We start from the raw sequence: 20,655 nt of genomic DNA on the forward strand, positions 1-20,655 counted from the left end.
GATGAGAGATGCTATCCTGACCCTTAATGCGGCCGGGACTCGAGGCCAAGCGGCTGGTCATCAAGGTGGGAAGCGCAGTCCTGGCGGGGCCTGGGGGGCTAGAGGGGTGGGTGATGGGGGAGATCGCCCGCCAGGTCCTGGCCCTGCGCCAGGAGGGGCGGGAGGTGGTCCTGGTCTCCTCGGGGGCGGTGGCGGCGGGGATGGCGGCCTTGGGCCTGCCCCGCCCCCAGGACATGCCCACCAAACAGGCCCTAGCCGCCATCGGCCAGCCCCTCCTCATGGCAGCGTGGCGGGAGGCCTTTGCCCCCACCCCGGTGGCCCAGGTGCTCCTTACCGCTGAGGATTTGGCTAGCCGCGAGCGCTACCTGAACGCCAAGGCCACCCTTTTCGCCCTTCTCCGCCTGGGGGTGGTCCCCGTCATCAACGAAAACGACACCGTGGCCTTCCAGGAGATCCGCTTCGGGGACAACGACCAGCTTTCCGCCCGGGTGGCGGCCTTGGTGGAAGCGGGGCTTTTGCTTCTCCTTTCCGATGTGGACGCCCTCTATGAGGACGACCCCAAGAGGAATCCCCGCGCCCGCCCCATCCCAGAGGTGGAGCGGGTGGAGGCGGTGCTGGCCCATGCCGGGGAGGGGAATCCCTTGGGAAGCGGGGGGATGCGCTCCAAGCTCCTTGCGGCCCGCATCGCGGGAAGGGTGGGGATACCCACCCTCCTCCTCCCGGGAAGAAGGCCCGGGGTGGTCCTCGAGGCCCTGGCAGGGGCTTCCTTGGGCACGTACTTCCACGCCAGAAGGCGCTACCGGGGCCAGCGGGCCTGGTTGTACGGCCTCCTTAAACCCAGGGGGGAGCTGGTGCTGGACGCGGGGGCGGTTCGGGCCCTAAAGGAGAGGGGAGCGAGCCTGTTGCCCGCCGGCATCAAGGGGGTGCGGGGGCGGTTTGGCCGGGGGGAGGCGGTGCGTCTCCTAAGCGAGGGGGGGGAGGAGGTGGGGATGGGCCTGGCCAACTACGCCGCCGAGGAGATAGAGCGCATCAAGGGACATAGGAGCACCGAGATCGAGGCCCTTTTGGGCTACCGCTACACCGAGGAGGTGGTCCATCGGGACCACCTGGTCTTGAAGGAGGAAGGATGAGGGGGTTGGGTGCTTCCCAAAAGGGGCTGGAGGAAACCCTGAGGAGGCTGGCGGAGGAGGCCCGGGCCCGGCTTCCGGAGATCGCCAAGGGAAACCGGGACGGGGCCCTTCTCGCCATGGCTCAGCTTCTGGAAGAGGCCTGGCCGGAGGTGCTAAGGGCTAACCGGGAGGACCTGGAGGAGGCCGCAAGGGCGGGCCTATCCCAGGCCAAGCTGGACCGGTTGGCCCTCAGGGACAAGGACCTGAAAAGCCTCACGGAGGGCCTACGTCAGATCGCCGCCCTCCCCGATCCCTTGGGGAGGATTGAGGGGCTTAGCAAGAGGCCAAACGGCCTCAGGGTGGGAAGGATGCGCATCCCCTTGGGCCTCATCGGTTTCATCTACGAGGCCCGGCCAGGGGCCACGGTGGAGGCGGTTTCCGTAGCCCTGAAGGCGGGAAACGCCATGCTCCTACGGGGGGGGAAGGAGGCCTTCCGCTCCAACCAGGCTTTGGTTTCCCTATGGCATAGGGCCTTGAGGGAGGCTGGGCTTCCCGTGGAGGCGGTGAGCCTGGTGCCCACCACCCAGCGGGAGGCCATCCTGGCCCTGTGCCGCCTGGAGCTGTTGGACCTCCTCATCCCCCGGGGCGGGGAGGAGCTCATCCGCCTGGTGCAAAGGGAGGCCCGGGTGCCGGTTTTGGCCCACGCCAAGGGGGTGAACCACCTCTACGTGGACCGGAAGGCAGACCTTTCCATGGCCCTCCGCCTGGCCCTAAACGGCAAGACCCAGCGGCCTGCGGTGTGCAACGCCCTCGAGGCCGTCCTGGTCCACGAGGGAGTGGCAGAAACCTTCCTCCCCATGCTGGAAAGGGCCATGCGGGAAAAGGGGGTGGAGCTTCGGGCCTGCCCTAAGGCCCTTCCCCTCCTCAAGGAGGCGGTGCCCGCCCGGGAGGAGGAGTGGGACGAGGAGTACCTGGACCTGATCCTCAGGGTGAAGGTGGTCTCTGGCCTGGAGGAAGCCCTGGAGCACATCGCCCGCCACGGTTCCCGCCACACGGAGGCCATCTGCACCGAGGACCCCCATGCCGCCTGGCGGTTTTTGGAGGAGGTGGACGCCAGCCTGGTCCTATGGAATGCCTCCACCCGTTTCAACGATGGCTTCCAGCTGGGCCTGGGGGCGGAGATCGGCATCAGCACCTCCAAGCTCCACGCCTTTGGCCCCATGGGGCCCATGGAGCTCACCACCACCAAGTGGGTGGCCCTGGGGGAGGGGCAGGAACGGGAGTAGGCCCCTGGGCCTAGGGGAGGAACCCTGCCCAGGAGGCGGGTGGGGAGGAAGAGACCGTGTTGCAGAAGATTTTCCGCCTGTACACCCAGGCCCACGTGCCCTTCTTCGCGGCCGCTTTGGCCTACTACGCCCTCCTTTCCCTCATGCCCCTTCTCTTTCTCCTGGTGGGGGTCTTCGGGCTTTTCCTCTCGGGGAGCGAGGCCCTAAGGGAGGGTTTTTTGGGGGGCGTAAGGGCCTTGGCCGAGGGCCTTTTCCCGGCCCGCCCTGAGCTGGCCCAGGACCTCTTGCGCTTCCTCACCCGGGGAGCCTTTCCCCTCACCCTGGCGAGCACCTTCTTCCTTCTTTGGTCCGGAAGCAACTTCTTCGCCGCCCTGAGCTACGCCCTGGGGCTTATCTTTGGCCGCCCCCCGGGCTTTCGCCACCGCCTTTTGGGCCTCCTCATGCCGGTCCTTCTGGGCCTTGCCCTCATTCTCCTCGCCCTTTTGGGTCTGGCCCTGGGGTTCCTTCTCCGCTTCCTCCCCCCGGAGTGGCGGGGGGCCTTGGGGCCCCTGGAGGCCTTTTTGCCCCTCCTCCTGGCCTTCTCCCTCTTCCTCCTCACCTACGCCTTTTTTCACGGCCTCAAGGGGTTTCGCCCCCTGGTGCCCTTGAGCGTGGGAGCGGGGGTGGCCTCCCTCCTCTTTGAGGGGGTGCGGCTTGGACTCCCCAGGCTTCTTCCCCGCTCCCAGTACGAGCTCCTCTACGGGCCCTTGGCGGGGTTTGTCCTGGCCCTCCTTGGCCTTTACCTGGTGCTTTGGGTCTTCCTGTTGGGAGCGGTGGTGGCGAAGGCGGTGGCGGATTAGGGCCCCCACGCCACGCTTTTTTGCCGGGTTGCAGTATCATGTTCCCATGAGCCCGGCCAGGCTAGTCCCCTAAGGCGGGAAGGGGCCTGGCCGTCCCTTCCCCTTGGGGGAAGGGTTTTTTTGAGGGAGGAGCGCATGGAGAAGTACAACCCCCACGCCATAGAGCCCAAGTGGCAACGTTTCTGGAAGGAAAAGGGCTTCATGAAGGCCAAGGAGGCCCCGGGGAAGAAGGGGAAGCAGTACGTGCTGGTCATGTTTCCTTACCCCTCGGGGGATTTGCACATGGGCCACCTGAAGAACTACACCATGGGGGATGTCCTGGCCCGCTTCCGCAAGGTACAAGGGTACGAGGTCCTCCACCCCATGGGCTGGGACGCCTTTGGCCTGCCCGCGGAAAACGCCGCCCTTAAGTTCGGCCTCCACCCCCGGGACTGGACCTATGCCAACATCCGCCAGGCCAAGGAGAGCCTCGAGCTCATGGGCATCCTCTACGACTGGGACCGGGAGGTGACCACCTGCGAGCCCGACTACTACCGCTTCAACCAGTGGATCTTCCTGAAGATGTGGGAGAAAGGCCTGGCCTACCGGGCCAAGGGCCTGGTGAACTGGTGCCCCAAGTGCCAGACGGTGTTGGCCAACGAACAGGTGGTGGAGGGCCGGTGCTGGCGGCACGAGGACACCCCGGTGGAGAAGCGGGAGCTGGAGCAGTGGTACCTGCGCATCACCGCCTATGCGGAAAGGCTTCTTGAGGACCTCGAGGGCCTGGACTGGCCGGAGAAGGTGAAGGCCATGCAACGGGCCTGGATCGGCCGGTCGGAGGGGGCGGAGATAAAGTTCCCTGTGGAGGGCGAGGAGGAGGCCATCACCGTCTTCACCACCCGGCCCGATACCCTTTTCGGGGCCACCTTCATGGTCCTGGCCCCGGAGCACCCCCTCACCCTAAGGCTCGCCTCCCCCGAGCGGCGGGCCGAGGTGGAGGCCTACGTGGAGGCTGCCAAGCGCAAGACGGAGATCGAGCGCCAGGCGGAGGGGCGGGAGAAGACGGGGGTCTTCCTGGGGGCCTACGCCACGAACCCCGCCACCGGGGAGAAAATCCCCATCTGGACCGCGGATTACGTGCTCTATGGCTACGGCACCGGGGCCATCATGGGGGTGCCCGGGCACGACGGGCGGGACTTTGAGTTCGCCGTGAAGTTCGGCCTTCCCATAAGGAAGGTGATCGAACGCCCAGGTGAGCCCTTGCCCGAGCCCCTGGAGGCGGCCTACGAGGAGCCTGGCATCATGGTTAACTCCGGGCCCTTTGACGGCATCCCCAGCGAGGAGGGCAAAAAGAGGGTGGTGGCCTGGCTGGAGGAAAAGGGTCTGGGCAAGGCCCGGGTCACCTATCGGCTCAGGGACTGGCTCATCAGCCGCCAGCGCTACTGGGGCACCCCCATTCCCATGGTCCACTGCCAGGCCTGCGGGGTGGTGCCGGTTCCCGAGGAGGAGCTTCCCGTCCTCCTCCCCGACCTCAAGGACATAGAGGACATCCGGCCCAAGGGGAAAAGCCCCCTGGAGGCCCACCCCGAGTTTTACGAGACCACCTGCCCCAAGTGCGGCGGCCCCGCCAAGCGGGACACGGACACCATGGACACCTTCTTCGACTCCAGCTGGTACTACCTGCGCTACACCGACCCCAAAAACGAGAGGCTTCCCTTTGACCCCGCGAAGGCGGACTTCTGGATGCCCGTGGACCAGTACATCGGCGGGGTGGAGCATGCCGTGCTTCACCTCCTCTACAGCCGCTTCTTCACCAAGTTCCTCCACGACCTGGGGATGGTGAAGGTGGAGGAGCCCTTCCAGGGGCTTTTCACCCAGGGTATGGTCCTGGCCTGGACGGACTTCGGCCCCGTGGAGGTGGAGGGGGAGAGGGTGCGCCTGCCCGAGCCCACCCGCATCCGCCTGGAGATCCCCGAGAAGGAGCTCTCCCTGGAGGAGGTGCGGAAGATGGGGGCGGAGCTCAGGCCCCACGAGGACGGCACCCTTCACTTCTGGAAGCCCGCGGTGATGAGCAAGTCCAAGGGCAACGGGGTCATGGTGGGGCCCTTTGTGAAGGAGGAGGGGGCGGATATCGCCCGCATCACCATCCTCTTCGCCGCACCCCCCGAAAACGAGATGGTCTGGACCGAGGAGGGGGTGCAGGGGGCCTGGCGCTTCCTGAACCGCATATGGCGCCGGGTGGCGGAGGACCGGGAGGCCCTAAAGGCCACCTCGGGCCAGTTTGCCGCCGAGGCCCTGGAGGGCCCGGACAGGGAGCTTTACGGGAAGCTCCACGCCACCCTTAAGAAGGTCACGGAGGACCTCGAGGCCCTGCGCTTCAACACCGCCATCGCCGCCCTCATGGAGCTCTTGAACACCCTCTACGACTACCGCAAGGCGCGGCCCGTGACCCCCGTTTACCGCACCGCCATCCGCTACTACCTGCAGATGCTCTTCCCTTTCGCCCCCCACATCGCCGAGGAGCTTTGGCATTGGTTCTGGCCGGATAGCCTTTTTGAGGCGGGCTGGCCGGAGCTGGACGAAAAGGCCCTGGAAAGGGATGTGGTGGAGGTGGCGGTGCAGGTGAACGGGAGGGTGCGGGGAACCATCCAGATCCCCAAGGACGCCCCCCTGGAGGTGGCCAGGGCCGAGGCCCTCAGGGTGAAAAACGTCCAGGCCCATGTGGAGGGCAAGACGATCGTGAAGGAAATCTACGTCCCCGGCAAGATCCTCAACCTGGTAGTGCGGGGATAGGGAGGAGAATCCGGGTGGGGACCACCTTGGCCACCTCCCCCGCCACGGGGGTGAGGAAAAGCCCCTCGTCCCCTGCCCAGGCCAAAAGCCGCCCGTAACCCAGGAGGAACCCCTCCCCGTCCAAAAGGCCGTAAAGCCGGTGGGGCTCGGCGGGCTCCATGGGGTATGCGGGCAGGCGGCCGAGGGGAAGGGGGCGGAGCCTGGCCCCTTGGAAGTGGGCAAAAAGCCTTTCCAACCGGTTCTTCCGCCTCTCCGCCAGGGTTTTCCTGCGAGTCCCAGGAGGGGGCGAGGCCAGGCGCGCCCTGAGGTCCTTCCGCCAGGATAGGGCCTGGTAAAGCTCCTCCCACCCCAGGACCAGCACCTCGGCGGGCACCAGGGCCTCTATCTGCAAGAGCCGGAACCCGGGGTCCAGGTAGCCATCCGTGTCGGCCACGGTGGGGCTTCCTCTGGGGATGAGGCGGGCTAGGCGCAGGGCCCCCACCACCGCCTGCGCCTCCATCCCCCTAGGGGATAAGGCTCCCAGAAGGTGGCGGCGCAGGGGGGAGAGGGTTCCTTCCCGGTAGCGGAAAAGGGTGAAGGCCCCGGGCAGGGCCCCCTGTCCCGGGTCCAGGTCCAGGAGGTAGGCTTCCCCCGCCTTTTCCAAAAGCCTTAGGGCCAGGGTGGTCTTGCCGGTATCCGTGGGGCCAGCCAGGAGGAGCATCCCCCTTGAAGCTACCCCATGGCCCGGGATTCCGGGGGAGTATGGGATGACGTATTTTTGCCATATGGCAATAAAGTGTTATACTACTCCCACCATGGGGCTATGGTTTGAGGAAAGCCAGGAGGAGCGGGCGGTCTTGGGGCCCTTCCGCGAGTTTCTCAAGGCGGAGGTGGCCCCAGGGGCAGGGGAGCGGGACCGCACGGGGGCCTTTCCCTTTGAGCTCATCAGGAAGCTCGCCCAGTTCGGGGTCTTCGGGGCCACGGTGCCCGAGGCCTATGGAGGGGCGGGGCTTAAAAGCCGGCTTTTCGCCCGCATGGTGGAGGAGATCGCCTATCACGATGGGGCCTTGGCCCTCACCGTGGCCAGCCACAACTCCCTGGCCACGGGGCACATCCTCCTGGCGGGGAACGAAAGGCAGAAGGAGACCTTCCTGCCCAGGCTGGCCTCGGGGGAGGCCCTGGGGGCCTGGGGGCTCACGGAGCCGGGTTCGGGCTCGGATGCCGCCGCCCTTAAGACCCGGGCCGAGCCGGTGGCGGGGGGATATGTGCTGAACGGCACCAAGCAGTTCATCACCCAGGGGAGCGTGGCCGGGGTCTACGTGATCGTGGCCCGCACCGACCCCGCCCCGAGCCCGGAAAGGAAGCACCTGGGCATCTCCGCCTTCGCCTTCTTCCGTCCGGAAAAGGGCCTTCGCATTGGCCGCAAGGAGGAGAAGCTGGGCCTGAACGCCTCGGATACCGCCCAGCTGGTCCTCGAGGACCTCTTCGTGCCCGAGGAGGGCCTTTTGGGGGAGAGGGGCAAGGGGTTTTACGACGTGCTCAAGGTGCTGGATGGGGGCAGGATCGGCATCGCCGCCATGGCGGTGGGCCTGGGAAGGGCGGCCTTGGACTACGCCCTCCGCTACGCCAAGCAAAGGGAGGCCTTCGGCAGGCCCATCGCCGAGTACCAGGGGGTTTCCTTCAAGCTGGCGGAGGCGGCCACGGAGCTGGAGGCGGCCAGGCTCCTTTACCTGAAGGCGGCGGAGCTCAAGGACGCGGGAAGGCCCTATACCCTCGAGGCCGCCCAAGCCAAGCTCTTCGCCAGCGAGGTGGCGGTGAGGGCCTGCGACGAGGCCATCCAGGTCCTGGGGGGGTATGGGTATGTCAAGGATTACCCCGTGGAGCGCTACTGGCGCGACGCCCGCCTGACCCGCATCGGGGAGGGGACCAGCGAGATCCTGAAGCTCATCATTGCCCGGCGCCTTCTAGAGTCGGTGTGAAGGTGAGGGCCTTGGGGACCCTTAGGGCCAGCTGGCCGCAAGCCGCCCCCACGTCCTGCCCTCGGCTCCAGCGGATGGAGGTGGGAATCCCAAGCCGCCTCAGCTCCTCCGCGAAGGCCAGGATGCCCGCTTTGGGGGTGCCTTCCACCGGGGCGCCTTCCCAGGGGTTAAAGGGGATCAGGTTCACGTGGGCGCCCATGCCCTTAAGGAGCTTGGCGAGAAGCCGGGCCTGCCAGGGGTGGTCGTTTAAACCCTTAAGCAGGGTGTACTCGAAGGTGATGCGCCTCTTGGTCCTGGCGTGGTAGTGGCGCACCGCCTCGAGGATCTCCCCCACGGAGTAGCGGTGGGCGGTGGGGATGATCCTCCTGCGGGTCTCGTCGTCGGGGGCGTGAAGGGAAAGGGCCAGGCGCACCCCGAGGTCCTCCTCCGCCAGGCGGTAGATGCCCTTGGGGATGCCCACGGTGGAGAGGGTGATGCGCCTTGGGCTCATGGCCAGGCCCTTGGGATGGAGCAGGGTGCGGATGGCCTTGAGCACGTTGTCCAGGTTCAGAAGGGGCTCCCCCATGCCCATGAGGACCACGTTGCGGATGTCCCTGGGAGAGATGCCCTGGTGATGGGCGATGGTTAGGAGCTGGGAGAGGATCTCCGCCGCGGTGAGGTTGCGGCCAAAGCCCAGGGCCCCGGTGGCGCAGAAGGTACACCCTGCGGGGCAGCCCACCATGCTGGAAAGGCAGACGGTCTTGCGGTTCTCGTAGGGCATGTAGACCGCCTCCGTCTTCTTCCCGTCCAGCAGGGTGAAGAGGTATTTCACGCTTCCGTCCCGGCTTGGGTAGGCCTCCACCAGGGCGAACTCGGAGATGCGCCACTCCCTGGCCAAGGCTTCCCGCAGGCCCTTGGGCAGGTCGGTCATCTGGGAGAAGTCCATGGCCCCCCGGGCGTAGAGCCAGTGGGCGATCTGGGCCTTGCGGTAGCCCTCGCCGGGGAGTTCCTCGGGGGGGAGTTCCAGGATGGGTTTCATGCCACGCCCTCGTGGATCTCCTTAAGCCTTAAGGTGCCTTCCGGGCAGGGCAGGATAAGGCTTTCCCCCACCTCTTCCTCCCGGAACCCCGAAGGGGTCTTGCGGTAGAGGATGCCTCCCGGCCTGGCCTCCTCCAGAAGAAGATAGGCCTGGAGGCTAGGGCGCCTGAGGTAATGGGAAAGCCTCTCCCTTCGGTCCTGGGCCTCGGTACCGGGGGAGAGGACTTCCCCCACCAGACAAGGGGCGGTTGCGTAAAGGGGATGGGCCTGGGGGCCGCAGAGCACCATGGCGTCGGGGTAGTAGAAGGTGTCCTCGGAAACCTTAAGCCGGGCAGTTTCCCTATAGACCCGGCATCCTTGGTCCCAGGCCAAGGGTTTTAAAGGGGCCACCAGGTGGGTGACCATGAGGTTATGGTCCAGGCTGGCCCCGTCCATGGCGTAGGGGATTCCCCCCACCAGCCCGTGGCGCCCGGGGCCCCCCTCTTCCAGGGCCAGGTATTCCTCCTCCGTTAGCGGGCGCAAGGACCGCTCGGTCACCTTCCCATTGTAGGGGCTCGGGGAGGGGTTTGCCCAGGGGCCTCACCGCAACCGCCCGTACCCCAGGCCCAGGCCTAGAAGCAGGAGGAGAAGCCCTAGGGGCCTTGGCCTGGCGAGAATACCCAGAAAGGCTCCAAAAAGGACCAGCCCCAAGGCCACCCGCTTGCGCCCTTGCCGGTAGGCCCGGCCCGAGAGGAAGCCCAAGAGGAGGGGAAGGGCCCAAAGCACCAGAAGGAGGAGGCCCAGGAGGAAGGAGAAGGAGGCCATGGTTGGGGGAGGCCTAGAGCCGGTTTTCCTCCGGGGAGAAGCCCTCCACCCAGAAGCTCCCGTCGGGACGGTGTTCCTTTTTCCAAACCGGGAGGACCTGCTTTACCCGGTCTATGGCATACTGGCAGGCGGCGAAGGCCTCGGGGCGGTGCCGGGCCGAAACCACGATGGCGATGGAGGCCTCCCCGGGGTTCACCCGGCCCAGGCGGTGCCAAAGGGCCACCCGGCCCAGGGGAAAGCGGGAGCGCATCTCCCCGATGATCTCCGCCATGACCTTCTCCGCCATGCCCGGGTAGGCCTCGTACTCCAAAAAGGCCACCTCCTCCCCCCGGTTGGGGCTTCGGGTGGTGCCCAGGAAGCTCACCACCGCCCCGTACTCGGGAGAGGTGGCCCAGTCCACCAGGGCCTTAAGGTCCAGGGGCTCATGGGTGAGGCCGTAGGAGTCCTGCCCTCCCGAGACCGGGGGCAGAAAGGCCACCTCATCCCCCTCCTTTAGGGGGGTTTCCCCTTGGGCCAAGGCCTGGTTCACCGCCGCCATGCCGCCATCCAGCCTAAGGCCGGGAAAGCGCTTCTCCAGGGCCTCTTTGGCATCAAGCACCCGGGCTCCCTCGGGAAGCTCCAAGAGGAGGCGGTCCGTGCCCGCCTGTTCCCGGTAAAGGGCGAAGAGCCGAACCTCAACCCGCATGCTGTCCAGTATAGACCTGGCTGAGGCTTAAGGCTACGGAGAGGGCCTCGAGGTAGCGCATGCGCATGGGCCCCAGCAGCACCAGCTCCCCCAGCCACTCCCCCCGGGCGAAGCCCGCCTGCACCTGGGCCAGGCCCTCCACCTCCCCCACCCGCACGTCCACCCGGCCGGGAGGGGTTAGGACCGCCTCCTCCCCCCCGGCCTCGTAAAGAGCCACCAGCCGCTCCAGAAAGCCGGGATCCTTGGCCTCCGGTTCCTTTAAGGCCTCGGCCAGACCCTCCCGGTAGACGAGGGAAAGGCCTGCGGAAAGGGCCCGGGAGAGGTGGGCGAAGAGCTCCTCCAGGCCGCGCGGAGCTGGGGGTAGGGTGGCAAAGGGCCCCGAGAGGGCTTCTTCCGCCTGTTTCAATCGCTCGGACGGGAGGGTGAGGGGAAGCCGGACCTCCTTCACCCTCCCCCCTTCCAGGACGAAGACCGCCAGGGTTCCTTCCGGCAGGGGGGAGAGGTGGACCTGGAGCACCTTGGGAGAGTTCCTGGGCCTGAGGCGGAGAAGGGCGGGGTACCCGGAAAGCCCCACCGCCATCTTCACCAAGAAGGCCTCGGGCTCCCGGGCCCCCTCCAGGGCCCGCTGGAGCCGTTCCTGGGTGGCCTCGGGCAAGGGTTTGGGGGGAAGGAGGGAGAGGGAGTACTGGCGGAAGGCCTGCCGGGTGGGGACCCGGCCCGCGGAGGCGTGGGGCTTGGAGAGGTAGCCCATCTCCTCGAGGGCGATGAGCTCATACCGGGCCAGGGCAGGGGAAAGCCCCAGGCCCTCGGCCAACCTCGCCGAGGGCACAGGGGCTTTGGTCTTGATGTACTCCACCACCAGGAGGTGAAGGATGGCCCGCTGCCTGGCCGTCACACCCCTATTGTACCGGGGTCACCGCGGCCTCGTCCTCTTCCCCTGTGCGGATCCGGTAGACCTTCTCCACCGGCAAAACGAAAATCTTTCCGTCCCCCACCTCCCCGGTGCGGGCCGCTTTGAGGATGGCCTCCACCGTGGGCCGAACAAAGGGCTCGGACACCCCGATCTCCAGGCGCACCTTTTCGTGCAGGGCCATCTTCACCGTGGTCCCCCGGTAGGTTTCCACCCTTTCCGTCTCCCCTCCGTGCCCCTGGACCCTGCTGATGGATAGCCCCCGCACCTCCACCTTGAAGAGGGCTTCCAGGACCTCCTGGAGCTTCTCCGGCCGGATGATGGCCACGATGAGCTTCATGCCTCACCTCCCAGGGGCTTAAGGGCTGGAGGGTTGGCCTCCGAGAGCACCAGGATGGCCCCCTCGCCCTCCACATAGGCTTCCTCCCCGTGCTGGGTCACATCCAGGCCCATCCCTTCCTCCTTGGGGCTGGCCCGCAAGGGGGTGAGAAGGTCCGTGAGCTTGAGGAGGAGGAAGGTACCCAAGGCGGAGTAGGCCACCGCCACCCCTACCGCCAGGGCCTGGATGGCGAGTTGCATGGGGTTGCCGAAGAGGAGGCCGTCCGCCACCCCGTTCCAGGCCTTCTCCGCCAGAAGGCCGGTGAGGAGGGCGCCAGTCATGCCCGCAATCCCGTGGGCGCCGAAGACGTCCAGGGAGTCATCCAGCCGGGTCCTGGGCCGCCATAGGAGGAAGAAGTAGCTGGGGAAGGCGCTCACCGCCCCCAGCACCAGGGCGGACAGGGGGGATACGAGCCCCGCCGCTGGGGTGATGGCCACCAAGCCCACCACGATGGCGGTGGCCAGGCCCACCGCCGTGACCTTGCCGGTGCGGAGGAGGTCCAGGAGAACCCAGGCCACCAAAGCGGCCGCGGGGGCGAGGAGGGTGTTGACAAAGGCCAAGCTGGCCAGGGCCCCGGAGCCCAGGGCGCTTCCCCCGTTGAACCCGAACCAGCCGAACCAGAGGAGAGCAGCCCCCAGAAGCGTAAAGGGTACGTTATGGGGCAGGATGGCCTGACGGCCATAGTCCTTCCGGGCACCCAGCACCAAGGCCCCCACCAGGGCGGCCACGCCGGCGTTGATGTGCACCACTGTTCCCCCGGCGAAGTCCAGGGCCCCTAAGGACCCCAAAAACCCCCCGCCCCAAACCCAGTGGGCCAGGGGAGCGTAGACCAAAAGCCCCCAGAGGCTGAGGAAGAGAAGGAGGGCAGGGAAGCGCATCCTTTCCACCATGCCCCCGGTGAGGAGGGCGGCGGTGATGATGGCGAAGGTGCCCTGGAAGGCCATGAAGAGGAGATGGGGGATCTCCCCCTTGGCCTCGAGGCCCACCCCCTTCAGAAGGGCGTGGCCCAGGTTCCCCAGCCAAGGACCGCCCTCGGCAAAGGCTAGGCTATAGCCCAGAAGGGCCCAGCCCACGCCCACGAAGCCTAGGGCGGCGAAGCTCATCATCATGGTGTTCAAGCTGTTTTTGCTCCGCACCAGGCCGCCGTAGAAGAAGGCCAAAGCCGGGGTCATGAGGAGGACCAGGGCCGTGGAAACCAGCATCCAGGCCGTAGCCGCCCCGTCTACCCCCTCTGCCAAGGCCAGTCCTGAAAGCCCGCTTGCCGCTAGGAATAGGGTCTTCCGCATGGTCCGTCACCCCCTTGGGGCTGAGGGTACCACCGGGTGTGCATAATGTCAAGTAGTAGATTGACACTTGGCAAATACTTGCGGGACATATAGTTCACATAACACAAATAGGGCGCAGAATGTCAACACTAAAGTTAGCAGATGTGCACTTATTATTGCACAAGACTCCTCGAAACCTGGCCGCATCAGGGGCCTCTCCCCTTAAACTGAGGCCCGTGACGTGGGAAGAGCTCTTGGAGCGGATTTCCTTGGGCCAGGACGAGCGCACCCTCTTCCTGCCCCCGGACCTTTCCCCGGAGGAGCTGGCCCGCTACGCCGCAGGCCTAGCCAACCACCGGGGCGGGATCCTCTTCCTGGGGGTGGACGGGGAAGGCCGGGTGGTGGGCGCCTCGGAGATCCATCCCTTGCAGATCACCCATGCCCTTTTCCAGCTCACCCAGGGGCTCCTCCTTCCCTATGTGGAGGTGATCGAGGGACCTATGGGCCGGGTTTTGGCCCTTCACGTGCCCCAGAGCCCGGCGGCCGTGGCCGTGGGGGCGGGAAGGGTTCCCTTTTGGGACGGCAAAAGGCTTACGGAGCTGAGGGTGGGGCAGGCCCTGCCGGAGCCCGACTTCACCGCCCAGGTTTTGCCGGCGGCGAGCCTTTCCGACCTGGACCCGGTGGAGGTCTTGCGCCTAAGGCGCATCCTGGAGGAGCGGGGGAGCAACCTGGCGGCCTTGCCGGATTTGGAGCTTCTCTTCGCCCTGGGGCTTTTGGAGCGGGTGGAGGGACAGGACAAGCCCACGGTGGCGGGGCTTCTTCTTGCGGGCACCCCCTTGGCCTTAAGGCGGCTTCTTCCCCAGGCGGAGGTGAGCTACTATTTCCACGAGAGCGAGGAGGGGTACACCTTCCGGGAGGATATGCTTCGCCCCATCCCCGCCCTTTTGCAGCGGCTTAGGGACCTGATCCAGGCCCGGAACCGGGTGCGCTACCTTACGGTGGGGTTATTCCGCCTCGAGGTCTGGGACTTTGACCAGGAGGTTTACCGGGAGGCCCTCCTAAACGCCCTGGTCCACCGGGACTGGCAGAGCCCGGATGCCATTCAGGTGCACCACTACCCGGATCGCCTGGAGGTTTCCAACCCGGGAAGCCTCCCCCCCGGCATCACCCCGGAGAACATCCTCCGCCACCCCCCCAAAAGGCGGAATCCCCGCCTGGCCGAGGCCCTCTACCGGCTCGGCTACGTGGAGCGGGCGGGAAGCGGGGTGGACAAGATGTACCGCCTCCTCCTCAAGTACGGCAAAGAGCCCCCGGAGTACCGGCTTTTCCCCGAGGCCCTCACCCTGGTCCTCTACAACCCGGAACTGGACGAGGCCTTTGTGCGGGAGCTGGCGGAGGCCCAGGAGCGCCTGGGCGGCTTTAGCCTGGACCACCTCATCGCCGTGGGCCACCTGCGGAGGGTGGGGGAGGCCAGCCTCGAGGAGCTTTCCCGGGCCCTACAGCTTCCCTTGGAGGCGGCCCGCAAGGTCCTGGCCCGCATGGAGCGCATGGGCCTTTTGCGCAAGGAGGGGGGAAGGTACCACCTCCTGCGGCGCGATTCCTTGGGGGAAAGGGCCTTGGGCCTCCTAACCAATCCCCTCTCCCGGCGGGAGGTGGAGGCCCAGCTGGGGCTTTCCTCGAGGGCCGCCCTGGCCCTTTTGAACCGCCTCATCCGGGAAGGCAAGGTGGAGCGGGTGGGCCGGGGAGCGGCCACCCGGTACCGGCGCCTCTAGCCATGCCCCACCTGGTCCTTTTTCAGCCGGAAATCCCCCAAAATGCTGGGAATATCGCCCGCACCGCCGCTGCCCTGGGCTGGCCCTTGCACCTCATCCGCCCCTTGGGCTTCCGCCTGGGCGACCCCAGGCTCAAACGGGCGGGCCTGGACTACTGGCCCCACGTGGACCTGCGCCTCCACGACACCTGGGAGGCTTTCCTGGAAAGCCTGCCCTCCGGGGCGCAGGTCTGGGCCTTTAGCGTCAGGGGGCAGAGGAGCCTCTACCAGGTGCGTTTCCAGGGGGAAGATTACCTCCTCTTCGGCCCTGAAACCCGGGGGCTTCCTGGGGAGGTGCTGGAGGCCTTTCCCAGCGTGTACATCCCCATGCCGGGACCGGTTCGCTCCTTAAACCTGGCGGTGGCCGTGGGGGTTGCGGCCTACGAGGCCTACCGGCAGCTCCATGGGGCATGATGGAGGCGTGCGGGCCTACACCACTGCCCACCTGAAGGTGGACCTCCCCCAGGGCCACCCTTTCCCCCTCTACAAGTACCAAGGGGTGGCGGAGGCCCTGAAGGATCTCCTTCCCGTCCTGCCTGCCCCAGAGGTGCCCCGGGAGGCCCTCCACCTGGCCCACCGCCCGGAGTACGTGGAAAGGCTTTTCAGCGAGGGGCTTTCCCGCCAGGAGTCCTTGCGCCTGGGCCTGCCCTTTAGCCCAAGCCTCCTCAGGCGGGCCCTCTTTGCGGCGGGAGGGACCCTGGCGGCGGCCTTGGATGCCTTGGAACTGGGCCTCGGCCTAAACCTCTCCGGGGGCACCCACCATGCCTTTCCCGACCGGGCCGAGGGGTATAGCCTCTTCAACGATGTGGCGGTGGCCGTGGCCTGGCTGAGGCGGGAGGGTTTTTCCGGCCGGGTTTTGGTGGTGGATCTGGACGCCCACCAGGGAAACGGCACCGCGGTCTTTTTCCAGGCAGATCCCACCGTTTTCACCCTTTCCCTCCACGGGGAGCGGAACTACCCCTTGAAGAAGGAGCGGAGTGACCTCGATGTGGGCCTTCCCGACGGGGTGGGGGACGAGGCCTACCTCTTTGCCCTGGAGGAGGCTTTGGAAACGGCCCGGGCTTTCCGGCCCGAGCTGGTCTTCTACAACGCGGGGGTGGACGTGCTGAGGGGGGATCGGTTTGGCCGCCTGGGCCTGAGCCTTAAAGGGGTGCGGAAGCGGGATGAGCGGGTTTTCCGCCTGGTAAAGGCCTTAGGGGTGCCCTTGGTGGTGGTGATGGGCGGGGGGTACAACCGCGATCCCCGGCTCATGGTGGAGGCCCATGCGGAGACCTACCGCCTGGCCTTAAGCTCCTTGGCGTAGGTGGCCACGGCCTCTTCCAGGCTGAACCCCAGGTTGCGGTAAAGCTCCAAGGCCCCGGTCTCGTGGTCGTGGGCCCGGACCCTGAGGAGGGTGGCCCCTTTTGTCTGCGCCAGCCTCGCCGCCTCCGCCAAGAGGGCCCGCCCGATGCCCTGGCCCCGGGCCTTGGGCACCACGCCTATGTAGGCCACGCTGGCTTCCCTATCCTCCAGCTCCACCTCGGCCAGGCCCACGGGTTCGTCCCCCCGGTAGGCCACCAGGAGGTGGACATGGGGATCCTGGAAATGTTCCCAAAGCTCCTCGTCCGTCCATTTGAGGCGTAAGGCCCAGCCCTCCTCGCTTTCCCGGTAGAGCTCCCGATATACCCCGGGTCCCGGGAAACCCCTTCGGATGACCACGTCCTCAGGGGGTGGGTAGTCCAGGCCCTCCGGGTTTTTCACGAAGAAGTAGGTGAGGTGCAAAAGGCCGAAGTCGGCCCCCTCCAGCACTTGGCGCAGGGTGTGGTTTTCCTCCCGGGGGAAGGCGTAAAGCCGTTCTATGCGAAGCTCCTGGGCCCGTGTTTCCGCGGCCTGGAGAAGAGGGGGAAGGTCCTCCTCCTGGTAGGCCAGGGGCCCCTCGAGGGCCGCTCCATCCCAAAAGGCATAAAGGCCCACGTACCCCGCCACCTCCCCGTCCCTCAGGAGGACCAGGCCGTCCTCCAGTTCCTCGGCCAGGCCCTCGAGGTCCCGGGCCTCCGGGGCCAGAACTCCCCGCTTGGGGCTTTCGTCCATCCAGCGGAGGAGCCCAAGGAGCCCGGGAAGGTCCTGGCGGGTCACGGGCCGGATCATGCCCTTAGTCTACTCCCGGTGGCCTAGGGCGGAGCCAGGGACAAATGTCAAGACCGCTCCTCGAGCTGGCCCAGATTGAGGGCTTTAACCACCCCTTCCTCCCCGTAGAACTCCACCACGGAAAGCCGGGCGTAGTCCTGCTCCACCCTGAGGCCCTCTTCCACGGGAAGGGGCAGGGCCAGGCTCAAGGCGGCCCGGTTCAACGTGCAGTTCCCCACCACCAGGAGAGCCTGACCCCGATGCTTTCCCAGGAGGCTTTTGATCGCTTCCCGGCCCCTTTCCCAGGCTTTCCCAAGGCTTTCCCCGCCTGGAGGGGTAAAGCCGGCCTCGTCCTCCATCCAGGCGGCCACCTCCTGGGGGTACCGCTCCCTTACCTGGGGAAAGCTCAGCCCTTCCCACCTCCCCCAGCTGCGTTCCCTCAGTTCCGGGAGGAGGGAAAAGGGCACCTGGAGGGCCTCCGCGAGAAGCCGGGCCGCCTCGGCCTCGGCCAGGCTGTCGGCGGCGTAGACCCAGGCCACGGGGTAGCCCTGGGCCAGCCTGGCCAGGGAGCGGAGGGCCTGCCTGCCCTGTTCCGCAAGGGGAAGGCCCGGATGGCTGTAGAGGACGTGTTCCGGGTTTTCCACCGGCCCGGCCCGGGTGAGGAGCAGGGTGGTCTTGGGATGAGGGCCCTTCAGGAAATGGGCCAGAAGCCCCATGGGTCTAGAATACGGGGGTGGAAAGGTGGGTCATCGTCAACCCGGCGGCGGGGCGGGGGAAGGTGGGGAGGCTTTCCGGCTTCATCCTAAAGGCCGCTCGGGAAAAAGGGGCTAAGGCCTTTCTCACCGAGGGCCCAGGCCACGCCACGGAGATCGCCCAGGCGGCTCCGGCGGGGGCGCGGGTGGTGGCGGTGGGGGGGGACGGCACGGTGCATGAGGTTTTACGGGGTCTTGCGGGTGCGGAAAAGGTTTTAGGGGTGGTGCCCATCGGTAGCGGCAACGACTTCGCCCGCATGCTGGGCCTGAAGGGACTTCCCTGGAAAGAGGCCTTGGACCTGGCCCTCTTCGCCCAGGAGGAGGCCATAGACCTCTGCTGGGTAAACGGCGAACCCTTTGGGGCCTCCCTGGGCATCGGCTTTGACGCCCTGGTGGCCAAGAAGGCCCTCACCGCCCCCGCCTTCCTCCGGGGCATGCCCCGCTACCTCTACGCCCTATTCGGGGTGCTTAAGGAACTCCGTCTGCCCGAGGGGCGGGTGGTGGTGGAGGGGGAGGAGGTGCACCGGGGGCCCCTCCTCCTGGTGGCGGTGATGAACGGGCCCGCCTATGGGGGTGGCATCCCCATCGCCCCCATGGCCGATCCCCGGGATGGCCAGCTTTCCTTGGTCCTAGCCCGCTCCTTCACCCGGCCCGGGGTGGTCTTCATCCTGCCCCGGCTCCTCTTGGGCAAGCACCTTTCCCATCCTCAGGTGGTGGCCTTTATGGGCCGGGAGGTGAGGGTGGAGTTTGCCCATCCTGTCCCCGCCCATGCCGACGGGGAGCTTCTTCCCGAGGCCAGCCTGTACTGGGCCCGGGTGGAGCCATTGGGCCTTAGGGTGGTGGGGGGAAGGGCAGGGCAAAAGGGGGAAAGGCCCCTCCTGAGCCCAGTGGGAGCGGGTTGAGGCGGGAAGGCGCAGGGGCTTGAACCCGGCACAGTGACCCCGTGCTGTGTTCCATGCTGGATGGGAACCGGGGGGAGTCCCGGATTCCCGTTGGCCAGGGGTTGGTCCCTCCTGATGGTCCAACCGTACCGGGAAGAGTTCTTGGATAGGTCTCGAGGAATCCAGTGGGTCTAGGTGCCCTTCCCCTCTACTTCCTCTAGCCTCTGCAAAAGGTGGCGGAACCTTTCCAAGGTGTTGGGCAGTTCCCCATAAACCTTCTCTGCCAGGGCTTCATCGTAGGTGTGGCTGGTAAGGTTTCGAAGCTCCAGCATTTCCAGCCAGCCTGGGTCCTCCGGCAAAAGACCCACTTGGAAGGCGCTCCGGATGGCTGCCCTAGGGGAGCGGGCCTCGATGCCTTGATATTCCAGGTACTCCTTGAGGACCTTCCAAGCCAGTTCGAAGGTGAACTCAAAGCGCTGGATGGCGGAGTCCCGCAGGAACTCGTTCTTGGGCTGGGCCAGGACACTGGCCAGGCCATCCACTGCCCGGCGGAAAAGGTGCAAGCGCTCCCTAAGCCTCTCCTTCCCCAATGAGGATCCCCTCCTCCTCCACGGTCTTCTGAAGCCCTGGAGCCCAGGAGAGCTCCACCAGGTCTACCCTTTGCAGGATGGGAAGCTCCTCCAGGGCTTCCCGGATGCGGGCCAGGGTGGCCAAGTCTAGGGGCGGGTCAGCCCATAGGGCCAGGTCGTAGTCCGAGCGGGGGCTAGCCTCTCCCCGGGCCCGGGAGCCAAAGAGGTAAAGGCGGTAGCGTCTTCCCTTAAGGAGCTTCCCTATCCGCCTCGAGGCCTCCTTTAGCACCTCTTCCCGGGCTCCTTCCCCCACCCCCGCATTGTAGCCCGTATACTTATGCCATGCGCGGCCTTTCGCAAAGGGTAAGGGCCATGAAGCCCTCGGCCACGGTGGCGGTGAACGCCCGGGCTTTGGAGCTGAGGCGACAAGGGGTGGACCTGGTGGCCTTGACGGCGGGGGAACCGGATTTTGACACCCCCGAGCACGTGAAGGAAGCGGCCCGGCGCGCCCTGGCCCAAGGGAAGACCAAGTATGCCCCTCCGGCGGGGATTCCCGAGCTTCGGGAAGCCCTAGCGGAGAAGTTTCGGAGGGAAAATGGCCTTTCCGTTACCCCAGAGGAGACTATCGTCACCGTGGGGGGGAAGCAGGCCCTGTTTAACCTCTTCCAAGCCATCCTGGACCCCGGGGATGAGGTGATCGTCCTGGCCCCTTACTGGGTGAGCTACCCGGAGATGGTGCGCTTGGCCGGCGGGGTGCCGGTGGAGGTGGAAACCCTTCCCGAGGAGGGCTTTGTGCCCGACCCCGAGCGGGTGAAAAGGGCCATCACGGCCCGCACCAAGGCCTTGGTGGTGAACTCCCCCAACAACCCCACGGGGGCGGTCTATCCCCGGGAGGTCCTCGAGGCCTTGGCCCGGCTTGCCCTGGAGCACGACTTCTACCTGGTCTCCGATGAGATCTACGAGTACCTCATCTACGAGGGGGAGCACTTCTCCCCGGGGCAGGTGGCTCCGGAGCACACCATCACCGTGAACGGGGCGGCCAAGGCCTTCGCCATGACCGGTTGGCGCATCGGCTACGCCTGTGGCCCCAAGGCGGTCATCAAGGCCATGGCGGACGTTTCCAGCCAGTCCACCACCAGCCCCGACACCATCGCTCAGTGGGCCACCCTCGAGGCCCTCACGGACCAGGAGGCCTCGAGGGCCTTTATAGAGATGGCCCGGGAGGCCTACAGGAGGCGGCGGGACCTTCTCCTAGGGGGGCTTTCCCAGCTTGGGCTGAAGGCGGTGCGCCCGAGCGGGGCCTTCTACGTCCTCCTGGACACCTCCCCCTTCGCCCAGGACGAGGTGAAGGCGGCGGAGAGGCTCCTTGAAGGGGGGGTGGCGGTGGTGCCGGGCACGGACTTTGCCGCCTATGGGCACGTGCGCCTCTCCTACGCCACGGGCGAGGAAAATCTGAGGAAAGCCCTGGAGCGCTTTGCGCGGGTTTTGCAAAGGGTCTAGGCTCTCAGGTTGC

22 protein-coding genes are annotated in these 20,655 nt (G+C 66.5%); 10 read left to right on the forward strand and 12 right to left on the reverse strand.

Annotated features, from left to right (window positions below; all coding sequences use genetic code 11):
• The first annotated feature begins 26 nt into the window (after positions 1–26).
• The 4 genes from proB (at position 27) to leuS (ending at position 6,006) form a co-directional block, all read left to right on the forward strand.
• Positions 27–1,130 carry a glutamate 5-kinase gene (gene proB, locus L0C59_RS00885; RefSeq protein ID WP_243089275.1) on the forward strand — a complete coding sequence of 368 codons (1,104 nt, stop codon included), beginning with the start codon at positions 27–29 and terminating at the stop codon, positions 1,128–1,130.
• Positions 1,127–2,395: a glutamate-5-semialdehyde dehydrogenase gene (locus tag L0C59_RS00890; protein WP_243089276.1), complete on the forward strand. Its 1,269-nt coding sequence runs from the start codon at positions 1,127–1,129 to the stop codon at positions 2,393–2,395. The genes proB and L0C59_RS00890 overlap by 4 nt, the downstream gene beginning before the upstream one ends.
• Positions 2,396–2,451: 56 nt before the next feature.
• Entirely contained in the window at positions 2,452–3,234 is a 783-nt protein-coding gene (locus tag L0C59_RS00895; RefSeq protein ID WP_243089277.1) for a YhjD/YihY/BrkB family envelope integrity protein, read from the forward strand.
• A gap of 135 nt (positions 3,235–3,369) precedes the next feature.
• The gene (gene leuS, locus L0C59_RS00900; protein WP_243089278.1) at positions 3,370–6,006 is read left to right on the forward strand and encodes a leucine--tRNA ligase; all 2,637 of its coding nucleotides are present in this window, start codon (positions 3,370–3,372) and stop codon (positions 6,004–6,006) included.
• Here leuS and L0C59_RS00905 read toward each other — a convergent pair.
• Entirely contained in the window at positions 5,984–6,706 is a 723-nt protein-coding gene (locus L0C59_RS00905; protein ID WP_243089279.1) for a Clp1/GlmU family protein, read from the reverse strand. The two genes, leuS and L0C59_RS00905, sit on opposite strands and share 23 nt — an antisense overlap.
• A 94-nt stretch (positions 6,707–6,800) precedes the next feature.
• On the opposite strand from L0C59_RS00905, the gene L0C59_RS00910 reads away from it, so the two are divergent.
• Positions 6,801–7,964 carry an acyl-CoA dehydrogenase family protein gene (locus L0C59_RS00910; RefSeq protein WP_243089280.1) on the forward strand — a complete coding sequence of 388 codons (1,164 nt, stop codon included), beginning with the start codon at positions 6,801–6,803 and terminating at the stop codon, positions 7,962–7,964.
• Here L0C59_RS00910 and rlmN read toward each other — a convergent pair.
• From rlmN to L0C59_RS00945, 7 genes are read right to left on the reverse strand one after another with little or no spacing between them, the layout of a single operon-like run.
• The gene (rlmN, locus tag L0C59_RS00915) at positions 7,933–8,982 is read right to left on the reverse strand and encodes a dual-specificity RNA methyltransferase RlmN (RefSeq protein WP_243089281.1); all 1,050 of its coding nucleotides are present in this window, start codon (positions 8,980–8,982) and stop codon (positions 7,933–7,935) included. The genes L0C59_RS00910 and rlmN overlap by 32 nt on opposite strands.
• Positions 8,979–9,518 (reverse strand): Uma2 family endonuclease, encoded by a 540-nt coding sequence (locus L0C59_RS00920; RefSeq protein WP_243089282.1) that lies wholly within the window; start codon positions 9,516–9,518, stop codon positions 8,979–8,981. The genes rlmN and L0C59_RS00920 overlap by 4 nt, the downstream gene beginning before the upstream one ends.
• 42 nt (positions 9,519–9,560) lie before the next feature.
• Positions 9,561–9,785 (reverse strand): hypothetical protein, encoded by a 225-nt coding sequence (locus L0C59_RS00925; protein WP_243089283.1) that lies wholly within the window; start codon positions 9,783–9,785, stop codon positions 9,561–9,563.
• A 13-nt stretch (positions 9,786–9,798) separates the two neighbouring features.
• Positions 9,799–10,470, reverse strand: coding sequence for a molybdenum cofactor biosynthesis protein (locus L0C59_RS00930; RefSeq protein ID WP_243089284.1), 672 nt, complete (start codon positions 10,468–10,470; stop codon positions 9,799–9,801).
• Positions 10,460–11,365 (reverse strand): HrcA family transcriptional regulator, encoded by a 906-nt coding sequence (locus tag L0C59_RS00935; RefSeq protein ID WP_243089285.1) that lies wholly within the window; start codon positions 11,363–11,365, stop codon positions 10,460–10,462. Before L0C59_RS00935 ends, L0C59_RS00930 begins: the two co-directional genes overlap by 11 nt.
• Positions 11,366–11,369: 4 nt before the next feature.
• Positions 11,370–11,720: a P-II family nitrogen regulator gene (locus L0C59_RS00940; protein WP_243089286.1), complete on the reverse strand. Its 351-nt coding sequence runs from the start codon at positions 11,718–11,720 to the stop codon at positions 11,370–11,372.
• Positions 11,717–13,045, reverse strand: coding sequence for an ammonium transporter (locus L0C59_RS00945; RefSeq protein WP_243089287.1), 1,329 nt, complete (start codon positions 13,043–13,045; stop codon positions 11,717–11,719). Before L0C59_RS00945 ends, L0C59_RS00940 begins: the two co-directional genes overlap by 4 nt.
• A 215-nt stretch (positions 13,046–13,260) precedes the next feature.
• On the opposite strand from L0C59_RS00945, the gene L0C59_RS00950 reads away from it, so the two are divergent.
• Genes L0C59_RS00950 through L0C59_RS00960 form a run of 3 tightly spaced genes read left to right on the forward strand, consistent with a single transcriptional unit; the run spans position 13,261 to position 16,137 of the window.
• Complete coding sequence (locus L0C59_RS00950) at positions 13,261–14,796, forward strand: ATP-binding protein (protein WP_243089288.1); 1,536 nt, start codon at positions 13,261–13,263, stop codon at positions 14,794–14,796.
• 2 nt (positions 14,797–14,798) lie between these two features.
• Positions 14,799–15,248, forward strand: coding sequence for a tRNA (cytidine(34)-2'-O)-methyltransferase (locus L0C59_RS00955; RefSeq protein ID WP_243089289.1), 450 nt, complete (start codon positions 14,799–14,801; stop codon positions 15,246–15,248).
• A gap of 7 nt (positions 15,249–15,255) precedes the next feature.
• Complete coding sequence (locus L0C59_RS00960) at positions 15,256–16,137, forward strand: histone deacetylase family protein (RefSeq protein ID WP_243089290.1); 882 nt, start codon at positions 15,256–15,258, stop codon at positions 16,135–16,137.
• Here the strand turns inward: L0C59_RS00960 and L0C59_RS00965 are convergent.
• Both L0C59_RS00965 and L0C59_RS00970 read right to left on the reverse strand, forming a co-directional pair.
• On the reverse strand, positions 16,107–16,961 hold the full coding sequence (locus L0C59_RS00965) for a GNAT family N-acetyltransferase (protein WP_243089291.1): 855 nt from the start codon (positions 16,959–16,961) through the stop codon (positions 16,107–16,109). The two genes, L0C59_RS00960 and L0C59_RS00965, sit on opposite strands and share 31 nt — an antisense overlap.
• 47 nt (positions 16,962–17,008) lie before the next feature.
• Complete coding sequence (locus L0C59_RS00970) at positions 17,009–17,656, reverse strand: histidine phosphatase family protein (RefSeq protein WP_243089292.1); 648 nt, start codon at positions 17,654–17,656, stop codon at positions 17,009–17,011.
• A 17-nt stretch (positions 17,657–17,673) separates the two neighbouring features.
• Here L0C59_RS00970 and L0C59_RS00975 point away from each other — a divergent pair, with 17 nt between their 5' ends.
• A complete protein-coding gene (locus L0C59_RS00975; RefSeq protein ID WP_243089293.1) occupies positions 17,674–18,594 on the forward strand; it encodes a diacylglycerol/lipid kinase family protein in 921 nt (306 codons plus the stop codon).
• A 170-nt stretch (positions 18,595–18,764) separates the two neighbouring features.
• On the opposite strand, the gene L0C59_RS00980 is transcribed toward L0C59_RS00975, so the two are convergent.
• Positions 18,765–19,163 (reverse strand): nucleotidyltransferase substrate binding protein, encoded by a 399-nt coding sequence (locus L0C59_RS00980; RefSeq protein WP_243089294.1) that lies wholly within the window; start codon positions 19,161–19,163, stop codon positions 18,765–18,767.
• A complete protein-coding gene (locus tag L0C59_RS00985) occupies positions 19,144–19,455 on the reverse strand; it encodes a nucleotidyltransferase family protein (protein WP_243089295.1) in 312 nt (103 codons plus the stop codon). Before L0C59_RS00985 ends, L0C59_RS00980 begins: the two co-directional genes overlap by 20 nt.
• A gap of 29 nt (positions 19,456–19,484) precedes the next feature.
• Here L0C59_RS00985 and aspC point away from each other — a divergent pair, with 29 nt between their 5' ends.
• Positions 19,485–20,642 (forward strand): aspartate/prephenate aminotransferase, encoded by a 1,158-nt coding sequence (gene aspC, locus L0C59_RS00990; RefSeq protein WP_243089296.1) that lies wholly within the window; start codon positions 19,485–19,487, stop codon positions 20,640–20,642.
• Positions 20,643–20,655 lie beyond the last annotated feature (13 nt).

The organism is Thermus neutrinimicus, from assembly GCF_022760955.1.
Lineage (GTDB): Bacteria > Deinococcota > Deinococci > Deinococcales > Thermaceae > Thermus > Thermus neutrinimicus.

Excerpts from the sequence above, each read along its gene's own strand:
- proB (WP_243089275.1), top strand. The coding sequence starts at position 27 with ATGCGGCCGGGACTCGAGGCCAAGCGGCTGGTCATCAAGGTGGGAAGC.
- L0C59_RS00890 (WP_243089276.1), top strand. The coding sequence starts at position 1,127 with ATGAGGGGGTTGGGTGCTTCCCAAAAGGGGCTGGAGGAAACCCTGAGG.
- leuS (WP_243089278.1), top strand. The coding sequence starts at position 3,370 with ATGGAGAAGTACAACCCCCACGCCATAGAGCCCAAGTGGCAACGTTTC.
- L0C59_RS00905 (WP_243089279.1), bottom strand. The coding sequence starts at position 6,706 with ATGCTCCTCCTGGCTGGCCCCACGGATACCGGCAAGACCACCCTGGCC.
- L0C59_RS00910 (WP_243089280.1), top strand. The coding sequence starts at position 6,801 with ATGGGGCTATGGTTTGAGGAAAGCCAGGAGGAGCGGGCGGTCTTGGGG.
- rlmN (WP_243089281.1), bottom strand. The coding sequence starts at position 8,982 with ATGAAACCCATCCTGGAACTCCCCCCCGAGGAACTCCCCGGCGAGGGC.
- L0C59_RS00925 (WP_243089283.1), bottom strand. The coding sequence starts at position 9,785 with ATGGCCTCCTTCTCCTTCCTCCTGGGCCTCCTCCTTCTGGTGCTTTGG.
- L0C59_RS00930 (WP_243089284.1), bottom strand. The coding sequence starts at position 10,470 with ATGCGGGTTGAGGTTCGGCTCTTCGCCCTTTACCGGGAACAGGCGGGC.
- L0C59_RS00940 (WP_243089286.1), bottom strand. The coding sequence starts at position 11,720 with ATGAAGCTCATCGTGGCCATCATCCGGCCGGAGAAGCTCCAGGAGGTC.
- L0C59_RS00945 (WP_243089287.1), bottom strand. The coding sequence starts at position 13,045 with ATGCGGAAGACCCTATTCCTAGCGGCAAGCGGGCTTTCAGGACTGGCC.
- L0C59_RS00955 (WP_243089289.1), top strand. The coding sequence starts at position 14,799 with ATGCCCCACCTGGTCCTTTTTCAGCCGGAAATCCCCCAAAATGCTGGG.
- L0C59_RS00965 (WP_243089291.1), bottom strand. The coding sequence starts at position 16,961 with ATGATCCGGCCCGTGACCCGCCAGGACCTTCCCGGGCTCCTTGGGCTC.
- L0C59_RS00970 (WP_243089292.1), bottom strand. The coding sequence starts at position 17,656 with ATGGGGCTTCTGGCCCATTTCCTGAAGGGCCCTCATCCCAAGACCACC.
- aspC (WP_243089296.1), top strand. The coding sequence starts at position 19,485 with ATGCGCGGCCTTTCGCAAAGGGTAAGGGCCATGAAGCCCTCGGCCACG.